General features: G+C 69.9%; 15 protein-coding genes and 2 tRNA genes. 5 read left to right on the plus strand and 12 right to left on the minus strand.

The genetic code is table 11. The features are described 5' to 3' along the window. Positions 1–39: 39 nt before the first annotated feature. From ftsE to C4T78_RS18010, 3 genes are all read right to left on the minus strand, one after another. Positions 40–729, minus strand: coding sequence for a cell division ATP-binding protein FtsE (gene ftsE, locus C4T78_RS18000; RefSeq protein WP_093153212.1), 690 nt, complete (start codon positions 727–729; stop codon positions 40–42). A gap of 273 nt (positions 730–1,002) precedes the next feature. After that, on the minus strand, positions 1,003–2,109 hold the full coding sequence (prfB, locus tag C4T78_RS18005) for a peptide chain release factor 2 (RefSeq protein ID WP_093349104.1): 1,107 nt from the start codon (positions 2,107–2,109) through the stop codon (positions 1,003–1,005). A gap of 277 nt (positions 2,110–2,386) precedes the next feature. Beyond that, positions 2,387–2,884, minus strand: a complete 498-nt coding sequence (locus C4T78_RS18010) for a PadR family transcriptional regulator (protein ID WP_170210191.1) — start codon at positions 2,882–2,884, stop codon at positions 2,387–2,389. A 343-nt stretch (positions 2,885–3,227) separates the two neighbouring features. Between C4T78_RS18010 and C4T78_RS18015 the strand changes: the two genes are divergently transcribed. Further along, entirely contained in the window at positions 3,228–3,446 is a 219-nt protein-coding gene (locus C4T78_RS18015; RefSeq protein WP_093349106.1) for a hypothetical protein, read from the plus strand. Between the two features lie 59 nt (positions 3,447–3,505). Here the strand turns inward: C4T78_RS18015 and C4T78_RS18020 are convergent. The 3 genes from C4T78_RS18020 to C4T78_RS18030 all read right to left on the minus strand — a co-directional run bounded on the left by C4T78_RS18020 (position 3,506) and on the right by C4T78_RS18030 (position 7,102). After that, positions 3,506–3,579 (minus strand) — tRNA-Met (locus C4T78_RS18020). 397 nt (positions 3,580–3,976) lie between these two features. Beyond that, positions 3,977–4,053, minus strand: a tRNA-Met gene (locus tag C4T78_RS18025). A gap of 154 nt (positions 4,054–4,207) precedes the next feature. Beyond that, on the minus strand, positions 4,208–7,102 hold the full coding sequence (locus C4T78_RS18030; RefSeq protein WP_093350039.1) for a UPF0182 family protein: 2,895 nt from the start codon (positions 7,100–7,102) through the stop codon (positions 4,208–4,210). 203 nt (positions 7,103–7,305) lie between these two features. On the opposite strand from C4T78_RS18030, the gene C4T78_RS18035 reads away from it, so the two are divergent. Then, positions 7,306–7,833 carry a PPA1309 family protein gene (locus C4T78_RS18035; protein WP_093350041.1) on the plus strand — a complete coding sequence of 176 codons (528 nt, stop codon included), beginning with the start codon at positions 7,306–7,308 and terminating at the stop codon, positions 7,831–7,833. A gap of 248 nt (positions 7,834–8,081) precedes the next feature. Here C4T78_RS18035 and C4T78_RS18040 read toward each other — a convergent pair whose 3' ends face one another. Then, the gene (locus tag C4T78_RS18040) at positions 8,082–9,107 is read right to left on the minus strand and encodes a YlbL family protein (RefSeq protein WP_093349109.1); all 1,026 of its coding nucleotides are present in this window, start codon (positions 9,105–9,107) and stop codon (positions 8,082–8,084) included. Between the two features lie 106 nt (positions 9,108–9,213). On the opposite strand from C4T78_RS18040, the gene C4T78_RS18045 reads away from it, so the two are divergent. Continuing rightward, the gene (locus C4T78_RS18045) at positions 9,214–10,629 is read left to right on the plus strand and encodes a zinc-dependent metalloprotease (protein ID WP_093349112.1); all 1,416 of its coding nucleotides are present in this window, start codon (positions 9,214–9,216) and stop codon (positions 10,627–10,629) included. Between the two features lie 258 nt (positions 10,630–10,887). On the opposite strand, the gene C4T78_RS18050 is transcribed toward C4T78_RS18045, so the two are convergent. Continuing rightward, positions 10,888–11,442, minus strand: coding sequence for a M48 metallopeptidase family protein (locus C4T78_RS18050; RefSeq protein WP_093349114.1), 555 nt, complete (start codon positions 11,440–11,442; stop codon positions 10,888–10,890). Between the two features lie 227 nt (positions 11,443–11,669). Between C4T78_RS18050 and C4T78_RS36450 the strand changes: the two genes are divergently transcribed. After that, positions 11,670–11,819 carry a DUF5679 domain-containing protein gene (locus C4T78_RS36450; RefSeq protein ID WP_010693945.1) on the plus strand — a complete coding sequence of 50 codons (150 nt, stop codon included), beginning with the start codon at positions 11,670–11,672 and terminating at the stop codon, positions 11,817–11,819. A gap of 394 nt (positions 11,820–12,213) precedes the next feature. Further along, a complete protein-coding gene (locus tag C4T78_RS18055) occupies positions 12,214–13,524 on the plus strand; it encodes an ABC1 kinase family protein (protein ID WP_093349117.1) in 1,311 nt (436 codons plus the stop codon). A gap of 28 nt (positions 13,525–13,552) precedes the next feature. On the opposite strand, the gene C4T78_RS18060 is transcribed toward C4T78_RS18055, so the two are convergent. The 4 genes from C4T78_RS18060 to C4T78_RS18070 form a co-directional block, all read right to left on the minus strand. Then, on the minus strand, positions 13,553–14,443 hold the full coding sequence (locus tag C4T78_RS18060; protein ID WP_235863368.1) for a class I SAM-dependent methyltransferase: 891 nt from the start codon (positions 14,441–14,443) through the stop codon (positions 13,553–13,555). Positions 14,444–14,773: 330 nt separating this feature from the next. Continuing rightward, a complete protein-coding gene (locus tag C4T78_RS36455; protein ID WP_177247476.1) occupies positions 14,774–14,929 on the minus strand; it encodes a hypothetical protein in 156 nt (51 codons plus the stop codon). Positions 14,930–14,986: 57 nt separating this feature from the next. After that, complete coding sequence (locus C4T78_RS18065; protein WP_093349122.1) at positions 14,987–15,364, minus strand: WhiB family transcriptional regulator; 378 nt, start codon at positions 15,362–15,364, stop codon at positions 14,987–14,989. A gap of 472 nt (positions 15,365–15,836) precedes the next feature. Further along, a complete protein-coding gene (locus tag C4T78_RS18070) occupies positions 15,837–17,924 on the minus strand; it encodes an ATP-dependent DNA helicase UvrD2 (protein ID WP_093349124.1) in 2,088 nt (695 codons plus the stop codon). Between the last annotated feature and the right edge of the window lie 71 nt (positions 17,925–17,995).

The raw sequence follows: 17,995 nt of genomic DNA on the forward strand, positions 1-17,995 counted from the left end.
CCGGTCGGGGGTGGTGTGCTCAGGGCCGCGGGGGCGCGGCTAGCGGCCGACGCCGTACACGCCTCGCGCGTCGTCGCGGATGACGCGCCCGAGGCTCAGCTCGACCACGCGGCGTCGCATCGAGTCGACGATCGAGTGGTCGTGGGTGGCCATCACGACGGTGGTGCCGGTGCGGTTGATGCGCTCCAGCAGCAGCATGATGTCCTGGCTGGTGTCCGGGTCGAGGTTCCCGGTCGGCTCGTCGCAGAGCAGCACCAGCGGGCGGTTGACGAAGGCCCGGGCGATCGCGACGCGCTGCTGCTCACCACCGGAGAGCTCGTGCGGCATCCGGTCGGCCTTGCCGTCGAGCCCGACCAGCTGCAGCACCTGGGGCACCACGCGGCGGATGTCGTTGCGCGGCTTGCCGATCACTTCCAGCGCGAATGCCACGTTCTCCGCGACGGTCTTCTGGTTCAGCAGGCGGAAGTCCTGGAAGACGCAGCCGATGCGCTGGCGGAGGCGCGGGACGCGGCGGCGCGGCAGCTTCGCGACGTTCCAGTCGGCGACGAAGACCCGACCGCGGCTGGGCACGTCCTCGCGCAGCAGCAAGCGCATGAACGTCGACTTGCCGGACCCCGAGGGCCCGATGAGGAAGACGAACTCGCCCTTCTCGATGCCCACGGAGACATCGTCGAGAGCGGGCCTGGTCGACGTCTTGTACGTCTTGGACACGTGCTCAAGGCGGATCACGGGGCGTGAGTTTACCTGCGTCCATCAGGGGGACATCGACTCACCCGGACCGGCGGTACTACCGGAGATCACCTCGGTGAGGATTCGTTCTTCGAAGCGGCGCGGCCGCTCGGTCAACCCCCGGCGCTCGCACCTCAGCGTCCGTCTGGCGAGGACGACCCGACCGTCGCGTACTGGCCGCGCACACGGTCGGGCACCCGCAGTCCGGGCGGGCGCGGCGGTTCCGCTAGCGGCACCGCCGCGCAAGACGAGGCTGGAAACCCCTGGTGCCGATCAGGCCGCGCTCTGCTGCTGGCGGCGCCAGCGGATGCCCGCTTCGAGGAAGCCGTCGATGTCGCCGTCCAGCACCGCGTCCGGGTTGCCGACCTCGTGGTCGGTGCGCAGGTCCTTGACCATCTGGTACGGGTGCAGGACGTAGGAGCGCATCTGGTTTCCCCAGCTGGAGCCGCTGTCCTTGAGGGCGTCCAGCTCGGCGCGCTCCTCCTCCTTCTTGCGGGCCAGCAGCTTGGCCTGCAGCACGCGCATCGCGGCGGCCTTGTTCTGCAGCTGCGACTTCTCGTTCTGGCAGGACACCACGATGCCGGTCGGGATGTGCGTGATGCGCACCGCCGAGTCGGTGGTGTTCACGCTCTGCCCACCGGGGCCGGAGGACCGGAAGACGTCCACCCGGATGTCCTTCTCCGGAATCTCGACGTGGTCGGTCTCCTCCACCACCGGCAGCACCTCGACCCCGACGAAGGAGGTCTGGCGGCGCCCCTGGTTGTCGAACGGCGAGATGCGCACCAGCCGGTGCGTGCCCTGCTCGACCGAGAGGGTGCCGTAGGCGTAGGGGGCGTCGATCCGGAAGGTGGCCGACTTCAGGCCGGCCTCCTCGGCGTAGGAGGTGTCGTAGACATCGGCCGGGTAGGAGTGCCGCTCCGCCCAGCGCAGGTACATGCGCATCAGCATCTCGGCGAAGTCGGCGGCGTCCACGCCCCCGGCCTCGGCGCGGATGGTGACCATCGCTCCGCGCGGGTCGTACTCGCCGGAGAGCAGGGTGCGCACCTCGAGCGCTTCGAGGTCCTTCTTCAGGGAGTCGCGCTCCTCGTCGGCCTCGGCCAGGCCGGAGGTGTCGCCCTCGTCCTCGCTGAGCTCGTAGAGGACTTCCAGGTCTTCGAGGCGCTGCCGCAGCTCGGTGATCTTGCGCAGCTCGGCCTGCCGGTGCACCAGCTGGCTGCTGATCCGCTGCGCGTGCTCGACGTCGTCCCAGAGGTCCGGCTTGGCGGCCTCCGCCTCCAGCTCCGCGATATTCGCGCGCAGAGCATCCAGATCCATCACGCTCTCGATGCCCTCGAGGGTGTTGGACAGTTCCTTGAGCGAAGCTGCGACGTCGGGATTCACAGTGCTCAGCGTACTTCACCGGGCACGGGCCGCCCACGAGGACGGCCCGTTGTCCCGTTCTCCCCGGCCACTCGCACCGCACGGCGGTGCGGGCGGACCGCCCGGCTCATCGCCTTTCGGGAGGTCGCGTTGCTCACGTGGCCGCTCGGCGGAGCCGCACCGCTCTCTCCCCCCGGACTGCGGGTGCCCCTCCCCGTGCACGGCGGAGGGGCCGTCCCCGGCAGGAAACCACTCGGAACCCGCCGGCGGTCGAAGCGGAAGGCGCCGCCGACCGCTGTCAGTCCGGGATGGCGTCGAGGAGCTTGATGATCGCCCGGTTGTAGGCCACCGTGAAGTCCGCGGCCGCCTTCTCGTAGGGGTCGCCCGCGGTCTTGGCCGCGTTCTTCGCCTCGTCCATCTTCACGGCGTACTGGCCGCGAGCCGACTCGACCAGGCTGGCGCGCTGCTTGGGCGTCAACGAGCCCGAGTAGACCAGCCGCAGGATCAGCGGGCTGCGGACGTTGTCCGGCCCCGGCTCGGTGTTCAGCCACGACTTGAAGGCGCGCTTGCCCGCGGCGGTGATCGCGTACTGCTGGCTGGAGCGCGGCCCCTGCTTGCCGAGGCGGAGCAGGCCGGCGTCGGTCAGCGCGGGCAGCTCCCGGTAAACCTGGCTGCGGGTCACGCTGAAGAACCCTCCGAAGCGCTCGGTGGCAGCAGCGACCAGCTGGCCACCGGTCTTCGGACCTTCGTGCAGTAGTCCCAACAGGGCAGCGGATGTCGCATTCAGCTCGGTCACACTGCCACGGTGCCATGCCCGCGCGAAGCTGTCCACAATGGTCGCCAGTTCTGTCCACTGTGGTTGCAGTGGACTGGTCCAAGTGGACGAACGATTGCGCCATCGGCGCAGCGGCCGGACGACTGCAATCCGAGCAGACCGGACACAGTGCGCAGCCGGTTCCCGCCCACCGCCTGCACGCATTGCGACGGGCACGCCCGCGGTTCGCCTGGATGGGGGTTATTGGCGGCGCAATGCGGTGCTATCGGGTTCTGAAGCTGCCCAACCGCGGTCGACCACCAGCAATGTGGCTCTGGGCCGACCGGTCGGCGGCCGCCAGCGACCGAGCAGGAGGTGCGGGGAAGTGCATCGCAGTTGGTTGCGAACCAAGGCCAGCGAGAGCAAGACGAGGGTGACCAACAAGGTCGCGGAACGAGCCAAGGTGCTGGTGCCCAGGCAGCGCGACGGCGAAGCCGCCTCCTGCATGGTCTGCGGCAGGTGGATGCGCCCGACAGGCGCGATCCAGGGCGACGGCAGGGTCTGCTCCCCCGCCTGCGCCCGCCAGTGGGCCCAAGGCCTGTGACGGAAATCGACAACGAGAAAAGCCCCCGACGATATCGGGGGCTTTTCTCTGCGGAATAGTAGCGGGGACAGGATTCGAACCTGCGACCTCTGGGTTATGAGCCCAGCGAGCTACCGAGCTGCTCCACCCCGCGCCAGCAACCTCTTGAACCGGTTGCGTTCTTCTGTTGTGCCGCTAACTCTACACCCCCGAAAACCCACCAGAACAGGGGGGTCCCCGAACCCCCCAAAACCACCCCCGACCAGCAAAAACACCCCCGCGACAAGAACCGAACCCAAAACCCGGCCAACCCCAGCCCTCAGCCCCAGAATCGATCAGCGGCAACCACCCCACGAACGCCCCATGAGAAACGTTCCACGCCAAAACGAGGGGCTGGTCAAGAACCCCGGCCGGGCACGACCCCCCACCGCGCGGAGCCGACGAAAAGCAACCACCGCACCGTGGGGGCCCACGGGGGCTCGGCCCGTAAAGAAATAAGGACAACGGGAAAAGGGCCCCAGACCAAGTCTGGGGCCCTTTTACATCCGATTTGGTAGCGGGGACAGGATTCGAACCTGCGACCTCTGGGTTATGAGCCCAGCGAGCTACCGAACTGCTCCACCCCGCGTCGTTGTGTCCCTAACCTTACGGGCTGCCGAAGCTTAGTGCAAATCGCGAGGCCGGAAAAGTGACGCAGCACATCTTCCACCCGATCGGAGGCTCGCGAGCACCGCGGGGCGGAGACCGTTGCCGGTCCCCGCCCCGCGGTGCTCATTGCCTGGTCAGCCGCCGTTGCCCTGCGCCTGCTCGAAGCGCCGGATCGCGTCGTCGAGCTCCTGGTAGGCCGAGCCCAGGTCGCCGAAGTTGCCGGACTGCTGGGCCTTGCGGACGTGCTCCAGCGCGGCCCGGATGTCGCCGACCGCCTTGCTCATCTCCGGGCTGGAGGTGTCCTGCCCGGGCGGCGGGGGCTGCTGCCCCGGCGCCGGCGGACGCTGCGGGTCCTCGGTCTGGGTGGCCTGGCCGGCCCCCGAGCCGAACACCTGGTCCAGCGCGCCCTGCAGGGTCTCGGAGAAGCCGACCTTGCCGCCGAAGGACACCAGCACCCTGGCGAGCTGCGGGTAGGACTCCTGCTCGTTGCGCTGGATGTAGATCGGCTCGACGTAGAGCAGACCACCGGCCACCGGCAGCGTCAGCAGGTTGCCGAAGATGGCGTTGACGTTCGGGTTGTTGAACAGGGTGCGGTTCTCGGTGACCTCCGGAGTGGACTCCATCTGGTTCTGCACCTGGTTCGGACCCGGCGTGAGGGTGTTCGTCGGCAGCCTCAGCACGCTGAGCTTGCCGTAGTCGTCCGGATCCGAGGAGGCCGACACCCACGCCGACATGTTCTGCCGCCGCAGCGCGGTGAGCGCACTGGTCAGCTGGAACGTCGGTTCCTTCTGCTCACCGATCTGCGCCAGCACGTAGTACGGCGGCTGCTGCCCCTCGCTGCCCGCGACGTTGCCGCGGCTGGTCGGGTCGGACGGCACCTCCCAGAAGGTTTGGGTGGAGAAGAAGTCGCCCGGGTTGTCCACGTGGTACTCGGTGAGCAGCTTGCGCTGCACCTTGAAGATGTCCTCCGGGTACCGGAAGTGGTCGCGCAGCTCGGGGGTGACCTCGCTGGCCGGCTTGACCACGCCGGGGAACACGCCCTGCCAGGCCTTGAGCACCGGGTCCTGCTCGTCCACCGCGTAGAGCTCGACGTTGCCGTCGTAGGCGTCGACGGTGGCCTTGACCGAGTTGCGGATGTAGTTGATCTGCTGGTTCGGCAGCCGCTCGACGCCGGTGAGGGTGTCGTTGGTGGCCTCGCCCAGCTCGGTCAGCTGCGAGTACGGGTAGTTGTTCAGCGTGGTGTAGCCGTCGACGATCCACTTGATGCGGCCGTTGATCACCGCCGGGTACGGGTCGCCGTCCAGCTTCAGCCAGGGCGCCACCTTCTGCACGCGGTCCCGCGGGTTGCGCTCGTAGATGATCTTGGACTGGTCGCCGATCACACCGCTGAACAGGAAGTTCCGCTCGCCGTAGTAAGCGCCGAAGACCAACCGCTGGAACAGGTTGCCGACCGGGACGCCGCCCATGCCGGTGTAGGTGTACTGCTGCTGGTCGGTGTCGTACTCGCGCGGCGCCTCGCCCGCGTTGCCGCCGACGATCACGTAGTCGTTGCGGCCCACCAGCTCGCCGTAGTAGACGCGCGGCTGCTCGACCGGGATGGCGCCCTGGCCGTTGTTGGCCACGTCGCTGATCTGGAAGACCGGGTAGCCGCCCTGGGTGGCGCCTTCGCGGAACGTCGAGTCGACGCGGTCGGCCGGTGCGGCGACGAAGCCGTTGCCGTGCGTGTAGACGGTGTGCCGGTTGATCCAGTTCTGCTGGTTGACCGCCAGGCCGTCGGTGTTGAGCTCGCGCAGCGCCACCAGGTAGTCCCGGAGGTTGCCGTCGGCGTCGCGGTACCGGTCGACGTCCAGCTTGTCGGTGAAGCCGTAGAAGTTGTACTGCTGGGTCAGCTGGGTGAACGTCGGAGCCAGCACGTTCGGGTCCAGCAACCGGATGTTGGGGATGGTGCCCTTGTCCTCGGCGACCTCGTGCGGCTGCAGCTGGGTGCGACCCGGGTAGTCGGTGATCTCCACCTTGTCCGGGCCGATGCCGAACGCCGCCTTGGTGGCCTGCAGGTTGCGCTCGATGGACTGCGCCTCGCGCTGGTTGGCGTTCGGGCGCACCGAGAACTGCTCCAGCAGGGCCGGCCACACCGCGCCGACGACGACGCTGGACAGCACCAGCAGCACCGCGGCCAGCGCCGGGATCTGCACGTTCTTCAGGAAGATCACCGCGAAGAACGCCAGGGCGCAGAACACCGCGATGCACATCAGGATCAGCTTGGCGGGCATCACCGCGTTCAGGTCGGTGTAGCTGGCACCGGTGAACAGCGAGTTGCGCTGGGAGAGCAGCAGGTCGTAGCGGTCCAGGAAGTAGTCGACCGCCTTGAACAGCACGAACAGCCCGGCCAGGATCGCCAGCTGCACCCGGGCGGGCATGGACAGCTGCCCGGAGCGGCCCGCCAGCCGGATGCCGCCGAAGATGTAGTGGGTGATCAGCGCGCCGATGAACGACACGGTGACCGCGATGAACGCCCACGACAGCAGGAGCCGCCAGAACGGCAGCTCGAAGGTGTAGAAGCTGATGTCCTTGCCGAACTCCGGGTCCACCTGGCCGAACGGCACGCTGTGCAGGAACAGCTGGAGCGTCTGCCAGTCGGCCTGCGCGGCCAGCCCGCCGATCACGCCGACCACGATCGGGATGCCCAGCCCGAACAGCCGGGACCGCTCGGTGGCCACCGTGCGGTATCGCGCCAGCGGGTCGTCGGGGCCGCTGACCGGCACGAACACCGGCCGGTTGCGGTAGGCCACCCACAGGTTCAGGCCCAGCACGAGACCGAGGAAGACCGCGGCGACCACCCCGAGCCCGGCGCGGGAGAACAGCTGGGTGGTGAAGACGCCCCGGTAGCCGACCTCCCCGTACCAGAGCCAGTCGACGTAGGTGCCCAGCATTCGCGATCCGGCGATCAGGGCGACCAGCACGATGCCGCCCAGGATCAGCAGTATCCGGCTTCGCCGGGACAGTTTCGGCATTCCGACCGGGGGCCGCATGGCCACAGCGCACGCTCCTGGTGACGATCAGCAGGCAGGTGGGACGGCGCCGGTGTCCACGCCACCGGCCGCCCTCGTGATGTTCAACTCTACGACCCCGGTGTGAAGTTCCTGGAAGGGGCTTCGCGAAGTGGATTAATCCGACATCTCGCCGCACCGGGGTGCGCCATCCGGACCACCTCGGCGGTGCGACCATGGTCGGCATGCCGCAGACCCCCGAGCCGGACCTGACCGCAGCGCTGCCCTCGGCCGCCCGCGAGATCGAGGAGTTCGTCGCCGCCGCCGGGTGGGACCAGCCCACCCAGGTCTTCGCCCTGGTGCCCACCCGAATCCTGCTGAACGCCGAACCCGGGCTGGCCGATCAGCTCGACCCGGACTCCGCGCTCACCCCGATCGCCCAGGAATCGCTGCCCGCCGACGACCTCGCCGAGGCGCTCGCCCGCATCGAATGGCCCGAGCAGGTGGCCGGGTGCGCGCTGGTGCAGGAGATCGTGGTGCTGCCGCCGGAGGCGGAGGCCGAACTGCCGGACGACGCGGAGGCGGCGCGGCGGACCGCTGCCGAGCACCCGGAGCGCCAGGAGGCGCGACTGGTCGCGGCGGTGCTGCGCGATGGCGGCGAGGCCTGCGTGATGCGCCTGCGCGCCGAAGGCGACGAGCCGGGTGAGCGCATCGAGGACCGCTCCCTCGCCCCGAACCTGATCACCGCGCTGCACGCCACCTTCGCGGAGTGACCTGCCCGCTCGCGGCCGGAGCGAACAGGTGGCCAGCGACCACGTTCGAGTGAACTTTCTTTCCAGGGTCGGTGGCCGCCAGCAGGACTTGGCGGACAAGCCGCAGGCGCACCGCCCATCCCGCAACTCGCTCAGCGTTCTCAGCCGTCGTCTGGTGCGCCGGGAGGGAGACGGCTGTCCAGGCGGCGTCCGAGATTCCGCTGGTCCACCACTGAGCAGGGTGCGACCGGGAAGTCCTCAGCGCCCGTTCAGCAGCTGGCCGGGGTCTTGCCCGCGCGGAGGTCGTCGAGCGCCTTGGTGGCCTCCTGGAGAGTGCCGACCTTGGCCAGCTGCAGGCCTTCCGGGGCCTGCGCCTTGGCCTCCGCGCAGTTGTCGGCGGGCACCAGGAAGGTGGTGGCACCGGCTTCCCTGGCCTTGACCATCTTGAACGGGATGCCGCCGATCGGGTTGACCTCACCGGCCGGGGTGATCTCCCCGGTGCCTGCCACGAACTGACCGCCGTTGAGCTCGCCCGGCGTGAGCTTGTCGATGATCGCCAGGGTGAACATCAGCCCCGCCGACGGACCGCCGACATCGGCCAGGCTGATCTCGATCTCGAAGCCGACGTCCGGCCGCTCGGCCGCCGCCACCCCGAGGAAGCCCTGCTGCTGGCCGTCGGGGCCCTGCGCGAGCTGCACGCTGGCGACCCGTTCCGGCTGGTCGGCGTGCTGGAACCGGATCTCCACCCGATCACCGGGCTTGGTGCCGGTCAGCGCCGCCCGCAGCGACTGCGGATCGGTGACCGGCCGGCCGTTGGCCGCCAGCAGCCGGTCGCCCGGCGCCAGGATGCCGTCCGCCGGGCTGCCCTTGATGATCTGCCCGGCGACCACCTTCATCGGGTAGCCGAGGTAGCGCAGGGCCGCGGTCTCCGCGGTGGTCTGCGAGTCGTTGAACGCCTCGGTGTTCTCCTGCTCGATCTGCTGCTCGCTCTTGTCCGGCGGGAAGTAGAGGTCGCGCGGTGCCAGCGCGTAGCGCCCGCTGGCCCACAGGCCGAGCGCGCCGAACATGGACAGCTGGTCGGTCACCGACACCGTGGTCATGTTCAGGTGGCCACCGGTGGGGAACGTCTGCTGGCCCTCGATGCTGATGACGGGCCGATCGCCGTCGACGCCGAGGGTGTCGTAGGTCGGCCCGGGGCCGAGTGCCACGTACGGCACCCGGACGAACGCACCGAGCAAGCCGAAGGCGACAACCAGCACGACGCTCGTCAGCAGCGTCCAGGTACGGCGGTTCACGAGGCGACAGCGTACGTGTTCGCTGTTGGCGATGTGTGCGGTGTTCGCATCCCTTCCAGCCCCGGACGCCTTCTGCCCGGTGGCGCAAGCCGCGTACCGTGGAACTATGACCAACTTGCCGTTCGGGTTCGGTTCGCAGGACCCCGACGACCCTGACAAGGGCGACTCGTCGAAAGGCCGCTCTGAGGGTGGCGCCGGAAACTACGGGGACAATCCCTTCGGTTTCGCCGGCATGCCCGGTCCGGGCGGCATGCCCAACTTCGACATCGGCCAGCTCGGCCAGATGCTGACCCAGCTCGGGCAGGCGCTCAGCCACTCCGGCAGCGGCGGCACCGGGCCGGTCAACTACGACCTGGCCAAGCAGCTCGCCGTGCAGCAGCTGCACAACAACCAGCGCACCGAACGCCCCAGCCAGGAGCAGGTCAAGGCGATCGAGGACGCGGTGCGGCTGGCCGAGCTCTGGCTCGACGCCGCCACCTCGCTGCCCGCCGGGGTTCGCTCGGTGCAGACCTGGTCCTCCGTCGACTGGGTGGAGAAGACGCTGCCCACCTGGCAGCGGCTGTGCGACCCGGTGGCGCAGCGGATGTCCAGCGCCTGGCTGGAGGCGATGCCGGAGGAGGCCAAGCAGGCCGCCGGCCCGCTGCTGTCCATGCTCGGCCAGATGGGCGGCATGACCTTCGGTTCGCAGCTCGGCAACGGCCTGGCGCAGCTCGGCGGCGAGGTGCTGACCTCCACCGACGTCGGCCTGCCGCTCGGCCCGACGGGCACCGCCGCGCTGCTGCCCGCCAACATCCAGCGCTTCGTGGAGGGCCTGGACCGGCCGATCAGCGAGGCGACCGTGTTCCTGGCCGCCCGCGAGGCCGCGCACCACCGGCTGTTCAGCCACGTGCCGTGGCTGGCGCAGCGCCTGCTGGCCACCGTCGAGGAGTACGCGCGCGGCATCAGCATCGACACCTCGGCGCTGGAGGACCTCGCCGGGAAGATCGATCCGTCCAACCCGAGCTCGATGCAGGAGCTGATGGGCTCCGGGATGCTCGAGCCGAAGACCACCCCGGAGCAGGAGGCCGCGCTGAAGCGGCTGGAGACGCTGCTCGCGCTGGTCGAGGGCTGGGTCGACGTCGTCGTCGCGGAAGCGGTCGGCGAACGGCTGCCCGGTGCCGGCGCCCTGGGCGAGATGGTCCGGCGGCGTCGCGCCACCGGTGGTCCCGCCGAGCAGACCTTCGCCACGCTGATCGGTCTGGAGCTGCGGCCGCGCCGGATGCGCGACGCGGCGAACCTGTGGCGGTTGATGACCGAGCGGCACGGCGCCGAGAGCCGGGACCGGGTCTGGGACCACCCCGACCTGCTGCCGGACAGCTCGGACCTGGACGAGCCGCTGGACTTCGCCGACCGCTGGGGAGCCGCCCCGGCCGAGCTGGACGATCCGATCGCCGCGATCCGCCGCGCCGAGGCCGACGAGGCCGCGAAGTCCGGCGAGGAGGACGACGGCGGGGAGGAACCGAAGCGGGACGACCAGTCCTGACCGGCGTTCCCGGTTCGTTTCGCCTGTCGGTACCGCTGAACGTCGAAGGCGGGCAATGCGCTTGGGCGGCCCTCGCGGCCGCCTGCGCGTGCCGACACGTCGGTCGTCTCAAGGCCCCAGCCACCGGACAGGGCTGGAACGCTCGCTTGGAGCCCTGGCTCGCGCACGTCGCAGTGCACGACGTCAGGGCTGCCCGCATCCGCGATTCGCCGCGGCGGCTGGCCGTCCTTCAGCCGCTGAGCGCGGCGATGGCTCTCGTCAGTCGGCGTCTTGCGGCTCGGTGTCGCCGTCCATGCCGATGCCGAGCTGCGCGGCGGCGGAAAGCCCTTCCAGGAAGCCGATGGCCCGCTCGGTCTTCGGGTAGCGGCGCACCCACTTCCAGAAGTCGGGGCCGTGGCCGGGCACCAGCAGGTGCGCCAGCTCGTGCACGAGCACGTAATCGAGCACCCATCCGGGTACATCTCGGAGGCGTCGACTCACCCGAATGGTGGCCTCGCTCGGCGTGCAGGAGGCCCATCGGGTGCGCATCGGCGGCACCCATCGGACACCGCTCGGTTCGGCCCGGCCGTCGAGGTACCGCGCGGACAGCTCGCGGCAGCGCTCGATCAGCGCCTCGTCGGACTCGCGCGCCGGCGAGCGGCGGCGCGTCTCACTCCGCTGCAGGCGGCTGAGCATGTCCGCCACCCAGCGCTTTTCCTCCGCGCGAGTCATCCGCGCCGGAAGCAGCACCACGATCTTGTCACCGTCGCGATAGGCGCTCACCGTTTGCCGGCGACGCTTGCTGCGGCGCACCTCGACCTGGGGTTCAGCCACGAATCTGGACCCTAGCGAGAAGAGCCGACAATCGGTTCCCCCGGTGAGCCGCACCACAGCGCCTACGGACTGTGACCTACTGAGGGATTACTCAATTTAGCCGAACATGCGATGCTCTTAATGCATGCATGTCGAATGGCCCACATGTACCGTTCCCCCAGCCGCCCGGAGCAGGGCCGCAGACGATCCAGCCGGTTGGCTGGGTCATGACACGAAGGAGGGGAGCCGTGGCCGAGACGTACAACGGCTACTGCGTCAAGTGCCGGGAGAAGCGGGACTTCTCCGGCGAGGTCTCGGAGACCAACGGGCGCCGGATGGCCAAGGGCACATGCCCGGTCTGCGGCACCAAGATGACCCGCATCCTCGGTAAGGCGTGACCGGGCCCGGGTGGGCCGCCGCCACAGGGCCCACCCGCCTGTCCGCCCGCCGGACACCGCAGCGGTCGCGCGCCGGTGCGCCAGGGGAGCACACGTGTCCCCGAAGTGGTCCGCACCAGGCGAAATGCGCGAACCACACGGATGTCCGCACCGCGCTCGACCGCTTTCCGACTTCTTTCACCGACTGCTCCCGGAAAGCCGATTCGCACCGCTTTCCCCGGTTCGGCGGAGCGCTCGAATCCACCTGCCGACGCAATGTCAGCGCCAAGATGGCTAACGCAGCCCAAGGCACGCCCGGAAACCTCTAGCATGTGACTGGGTTCCTCGATTTCGAATGCGTCTTCGGACGCTTCGGACACCGAGAGGGTTTTCCTGCGCGTACCAAGGAGAATTCGTGGCCGACATCCCGCGCCGGGCAGCGCACCGCACCGCCAAGCTCGCCAGCCTCCCGCTCGGCGTCGCCGGTCGGCTGGCAGCCGGTTGGGGCAAGCGGCTCGTCGGTCAGGACGCCGCGCAGATCAACGCCGAGGTGTCGGCCAAGACCGCGGAGCAGCTGTTCTCCGTGCTCGGCCAGCTCAAGGGCGGCGCGATGAAGTTCGGCCAGGCGCTGAGCGTCTTCGAGGCCGCCGTCCCGGACGAGATGGCCGGGCCGTACCGCGAAGCGCTCACCAAGCTGCAGGCCGCCGCCCCGCCGATGGCCGCGAGCAGCGTGCACCGGGTGCTGGACGAGCAGCTCGGCCGCGCGTGGCGCAAGCGGTTCAGCGAGTTCGACGACACTCCCGCCGCCTCGGCCAGCATCGGCCAGGTGCACCGGGCGATCTGGCACGACGGCCGCGAGGTCGCGGTCAAGGTGCAGTACCCCGGCGCGGACGAGGCGCTGCGCTCCGACCTGCGCCAGCTGACCCGGTTCTCCCGGCTGTTCCAGTCGCTGGCTCCCGGCGCCGAGGTCAAGCCCCTGCTGGCCGAGCTGCAGGAGCGGATGGTCGAGGAGCTGGACTACCGCACCGAGGCCGACAACCAGCGCGCCTTCGCCAAGGTGTTCCGGGACGACGAGGCCGTCCGGGTGCCCGCGGTGGTGGCCAGCGCCCCCAAGGTCGTCGTGACGGAATGGGTCACCGGCACCCCGTACTCGCGGATCATCAGCGACGGCGACCGCGAGCAGCGCAACACCGCGGGCCAGCTGCTCGCGGAGTTCCACTACTCCGCACCCTCGCGGGTCGGCCTGCTGCACGCCGACCCGCATCCCGGCAACTTCATGCTGCTGGCGGACGGACGCCTCGCCGTGATCGACTTCGGCGCGGTGTCCCGGCTGCCCGACGGCCTGCCCACCACCCTCGGCCGGATGATCCGGCTGGCCCTGGAGGACAAGCCGGCCGAGCTGCTCGACCTGCTGCGCGCCGAGCGGTTCGTGCAGCCCGACCGGGAACTGCGGGGGGAGGACGTGCTGGCCTACCTGGCGCCGTTCGTCGACCCGGTCCGCACCCCGACGTTCCACTTCACCCGGCGCTGGTTGCAGCGGCAGGCCGAGCGGGTCGGCGACCTGCGCAGCCCCGACTTCCGCACCGGCCGGTCGCTGAACCTGCCCCCGGACTACCTGCTGATCCACCGCGTGACGCTGGGCGCGACCGGGATCCTGTGCCAGCTCGACGCGGAGGTCGACGCCCTCGACGTCATCACCAAGTGGCAGCCCGGCTTCACCGACTGATCGCGCGGGAACCGCGGTTCCCGCACCGCTACGCGGAACTCCCCCGGGATTCCTTCGCTCCCACGTGGACCGTGTTGGCGGTGAGGTAGAAGACGTCGTCGCGGTTCCCGGCGTAGTGCTCACCGGCCTCGTCCAGCAGCTGGTCGAGCGCTTCGAGATCGGCCGGATCGAGGAACTCCTCCGCGTGCCTGCGCAGGAGGTGCAGGCGCCGCAGCACCGCGCTGCGGCCGATCTCGTCCAGCGGTGCCGGGCGATCGACGAGGTAGCTCCACGAGCGCACGTCGGTCAGCCCCGCTTCGGCCAGCGCTCGGCCCCAGCCCACCGGCAACCGGGCCGAACCGGTCATCTCGCCGCGCATCTGCCGGAACCACTGCTCGCGCGCGGCGATCAACCGCCCTTCCAGGCCCGGCCCGCCCGGTCCGACGTCATCGGGCAGCACCTTCGTCTGCAGCCCGAACTCGACGATCGCCAGCCGACCGCCCGGGCGCACCAGCTCCGCGAGCCGGCGCAGCCCGGCCAGCTGGTCCGGCAGGTGGTGCACGACGAACGCGGCGAAGACCAGGTCCGCCTGCGCCGGTGCACCGGAACGCGCCACCGCCTCGACCAGTTCGTCCGAGGCTGCGTCGGCTCGCACCGGGTGCACGGCCACCCCGTCGGCCACCGCTCCGGCCCGGCCGGCGGCCGCCGCGAGCAGCTCCGGCGCGGTGTCCACCACGATCACGTCCCCACCGGAACCGGCCAGCGCGGCGGCGAAGGCCGCCGCCGTACCACCGGCTCCGGAGCCGATCTCCAGCACCGTGCGGTCGTTCGGTCGCAGCAGCGCGGCGACCAGCTCGGCGGTCTCCGGCGCGGTCAGCTCGTCGGCCTCCCGCAACCGGTGCAGGTGCGCGTCCCAGTCGATGTTGTCGTGCGAGTGCATAGCCACGAACGACCAGCTTACGGCGGATCGCGCTCTTCGCTCTGCAGTTGTCAAGGTGCGCGGTTCCCGGTCGGTGCCGCCCCTCCCCGGCCCCGACCCGAAACCTGTTGCAGCAAAACCTCTTTCACCCGGCAACCGCACGATGCGCCGCGCCCGGAGCGTCGCGGCGCATCACCGCCACCACGGACGGGTTCTCAGACGCCGCCTGACGCGGACAGCCCGTGTTCCGGGCTTCCGCAGCCAAGCGACGTCTGAGACCCCGCTACTCGCAACACCACGCAGCGCCATCCTGGAAAACCGCTCGGCGCAACGCGGTTCGGCGGTGTTCGCTCAGCAACATCGTGAAGCGGCCGCGGCCCGCCGCGTCGCGTAGGCGGCCAACCACCGCCACCAGCGACCGGCGGACATGTCTTGAGCCAACCGTTGTCGATGCGCTTCCTCGCGCAGTTCGTTGATCCGCAGCAAGGTCATCTCTTCGTACGTCATTTCTCCTACCTCGTTCGTCAGATGTGCCGAAGCACGGTTCGGTGATCGGTCTCGGCGCTACGCCGCCTGCTCCTGACGGCGGCTCGGGGTCGCCACCGGCTTGTCCGCGGGCAGCGGGTGCTTGCGCGGGCGCCCACGCGGCCGCTTGCGGGCGACCACCTCACCGCGCTCGAAGATCTCGCCGCCCCAGACACCCCACGGCTCGGCGCGGGACAGCGCACCGGCCAGACACTCGGCCCGGATCGGGCACTCGGCGCACAGGGTCTTGGCCTGGTCCAGCTCCCGTGGGTTCTCGGCGAACCACAGGTCCGGGTCCTGGCGGCAGGGCAGCTTGTCGTCCAGGCTGGTTGAGCTGTCGAGCAGCCCGGCGACGGTGTCAGCAGCTGGCTGCAAGTCGGTGCCCGAATTGGTTATCGGCACACTCGCCGTCAACATGCGACGTCCTCCTGTAGTCGATCGGTAACAGGTTGTGGATGTGGGGATTTCGGCGACGCCAAAAAGGCCGCGGACCCATTCGCTGGTCCGCGGCCTGTGACAAGCCTGAGAGGCGCCCCTAGATCAGTGGATCAGGGTTTCGCCGACGAACGGACCGACGCGGGGTCTCCGCGCTCACTGGGAGCGCACGGAACCAACGCGGCTGGAACTTTCGGCCATAACCGGCGTGCACGACAGCCGGCGAGGACGCAAAAGTGATACGGAACAGCGCGATGGCCCCGGCCATGAGGCAGCTCGGGGTGCGGTTGATCAGATTCGTCGACACCAGGGCCACCTCCCTCTCCGGGCTTCAGATCGTGATCCTGCCGACCACGACTCGCGCTCTTGCAGGTTATTGGCACCGCCGTGCCGGTCGCAACTTATTTTTCAAAGATTCCGCCCGGAACCTTGAAAACCTTCGCTACCTGCGGTTTTACCGCGCTCCGGGGCGCTCGCCCTGGATCAGCGCGAGCACGTCCGAGCCGAACTTCTGCACCTTGGACGCGCCGATCCCGGAGATGCCGACCAGCGCGCTCTCGTCCAGCGGCCGCTGCTCGGCGATCGCGGTCAGCGTCGCGTCGGTGAACACCACGTAGGCGGGCACCTTCAGCTGCCGGGCCCGCTCGCTGCGCCACGCCTTCAACTGGGACAGCAGGTCCTCGTCCACATCGGAGGGGCAGTCCGCGCAGCGGCCCAGCTTGATGTCCATCGTGCCCGCCAGCGGGGCGTTGCAGATGCGGCAACGCGGCTTGGGCGGTTTCGCCAGCCGGGAGAGCTGCTCGCGCTGCTTGCCCCGCCCGGGCAGCGCGGCCGGGTGCTCGTCCGGGACCAGGTTGTACAGGAAGCGGCTGCGCCTGCGGAAGCGCCGGCCGCCGGCGCGGGCCAGCGCCCACGACAGGCTCAGGTGCTCGCGGGCCCGGGTGACCCCGACGTAGAGCAGGCGGCGTTCTTCCTCGATGGCCGCGTCGGTGTCGGCGTGCTGGATCGGCAGCGTTCCCTCGACCAGCCCGACCAGGAACACCGCGTCCCACTCCAAGCCCTTCGCCGCGTGCAGCGAGGCCAGGGTCACGCCCTCGACCGTCGGCGGGTGCTGGGACTCGGCGCGCGCGTCCAGCTCCGCGACGTAGCGGGCCAGGTCGGCATCGGGCACGGTGGCCGCGAGTTCCTCGGCGAGCTCCACCAGCGCGATCAGCGACTCCCAGCGCTCGCGGGCCGAGCCACCGGCCGGCGGGTCATCGGTCAGACCGACCTCGCGCAGCACATCGCGGACGGTGCCCGGCAGGTCCTGCGCGCCGTCGTCGCGGGCGACGGCGGTGCGCAGCGTGACCATCGCCTGCCGCACCTCGGCGCGCGCGAAGAAGCGCTCCCCGCCCCGCACCTGGTACGGGATCTCGGCGTCGGCCAGCGCCTTCTCGTACACCTCCGACTGGGCGTTGACCCGGAACAGCACCGCGATCTCCGAGAGCGCCACACCCCGCTTGGCCAGCTGGGCGATCTTGCGCGCGACCGCTTCCGCCTCGGCGGTCTCGTCGTCGTACTCGGCGAATTCCGGGCGCGGGCCGTCCGGGCGCTGGCCGACCAGCTTCAACCGGGTTCCGGCCGGGCGCTCCCGGGCCGCGCTGATGACCTGGTTCGCCAGCGCCACCACCTGCGGGGTGCTGCGGTAGTCGCGCTCCAGCCGGACAACGGTGGCATCCGGGAAGCGCCGCGGGAAGGCGATCAGCCACTTCGGCGAGGCGCCCGCGAAGGAGTAGATCGTCTGGTTCGCATCGCCCACCACGGTGAGGTCGTCGCGGTTTCCCACCCAGGCGTCGAGCACGCGCTGCTGCAGCGGGTTGACGTCCTGGTACTCGTCCACCACGAACGACCGGTAGCGGCTGCGGAACTCCTCGGCGATCTCGGGGCTGTCCTCCAGGATCGCCGCGATGTGCAGCAGCAGGTCGTCGAAGTCGAGGGCCTGCGCGCGGTTCTTGATCTGCTCGTAGGCCGCGAACGCCTTGCTCAGCTGCTCGGGCAGCACCGGGACGTCGCGACCGGCGGCGGCGGCCGCTGCCGGGTACTGCTCCGGGCTGATCAGCGAGGACTTGGCCCACTCGATCTCGCCGGCCACATCGCGGACGTCCTCCTTCTCGGTGGACAGCCCGACCTTGTTCGCGGCCTGCATGACCAGCCGGAACTTGTTGTCCGTCAGCTGCCACATCTGCGTCTCGTGCACCCGCGGCCAGAAGTAGCGCAGCTGCCGGAACGCCGCGGCGTGGAACGTCTGGGCCTGCACGCCGGCCGCGTTCAGCCCGCGCAGCCGGGTGCGCATCTCCCCCGCCGCGCGAGCGGTGAAGGTGACCGCGAGGACCTGCTGCGGAGCGACGAGGCCGCGCTGCACGAGGTAGGCGATGCGGTGGGTGATGGTGCGGGTCTTGCCGGTGCCCGCACCGGCGAGGACGCACACGGGTCCTCGTGGTGCGATGACCGCCTGCCGCTGCTCCGGATCGAGACCTTCCAGGAGTCGCGGTTGTTCGGCCATGCCCGGCATCCTCGCAGACCCGCTCCCCCGATCGAGCCCACACCCCGAACACGGCCCCGCGTGTCGATCAC

Origin of the sequence: Saccharopolyspora kobensis (genome assembly GCF_900108315.1) — a bacterium.
GTDB lineage: Bacteria > Actinomycetota > Actinomycetes > Mycobacteriales > Pseudonocardiaceae > Saccharopolyspora > Saccharopolyspora kobensis.

What these genes read in the sequence shown, in the direction of transcription:
- C4T78_RS18030 (WP_093350039.1), bottom strand. Translation starts at nt 7,102, where the DNA reads ATGCGGCCCCCGGTCGGAATGCCGAAACTGTCCCGGCGAAGCCGGATA.
- C4T78_RS18035 (WP_093350041.1), top strand. Translation starts at nt 7,306, where the DNA reads ATGCCGCAGACCCCCGAGCCGGACCTGACCGCAGCGCTGCCCTCGGCC.
- C4T78_RS18045 (WP_093349112.1), top strand. Translation starts at nt 9,214, where the DNA reads ATGACCAACTTGCCGTTCGGGTTCGGTTCGCAGGACCCCGACGACCCT.
- C4T78_RS18060 (WP_235863368.1), bottom strand. Translation starts at nt 14,443, where the DNA reads ATGCACTCGCACGACAACATCGACTGGGACGCGCACCTGCACCGGTTG.
- C4T78_RS36455 (WP_177247476.1), bottom strand. Translation starts at nt 14,929, where the DNA reads ATGACGTACGAAGAGATGACCTTGCTGCGGATCAACGAACTGCGCGAG.
- C4T78_RS18065 (WP_093349122.1), bottom strand. Translation starts at nt 15,364, where the DNA reads ATGTTGACGGCGAGTGTGCCGATAACCAATTCGGGCACCGACTTGCAG.
- C4T78_RS18070 (WP_093349124.1), bottom strand. Translation starts at nt 17,924, where the DNA reads ATGGCCGAACAACCGCGACTCCTGGAAGGTCTCGATCCGGAGCAGCGG.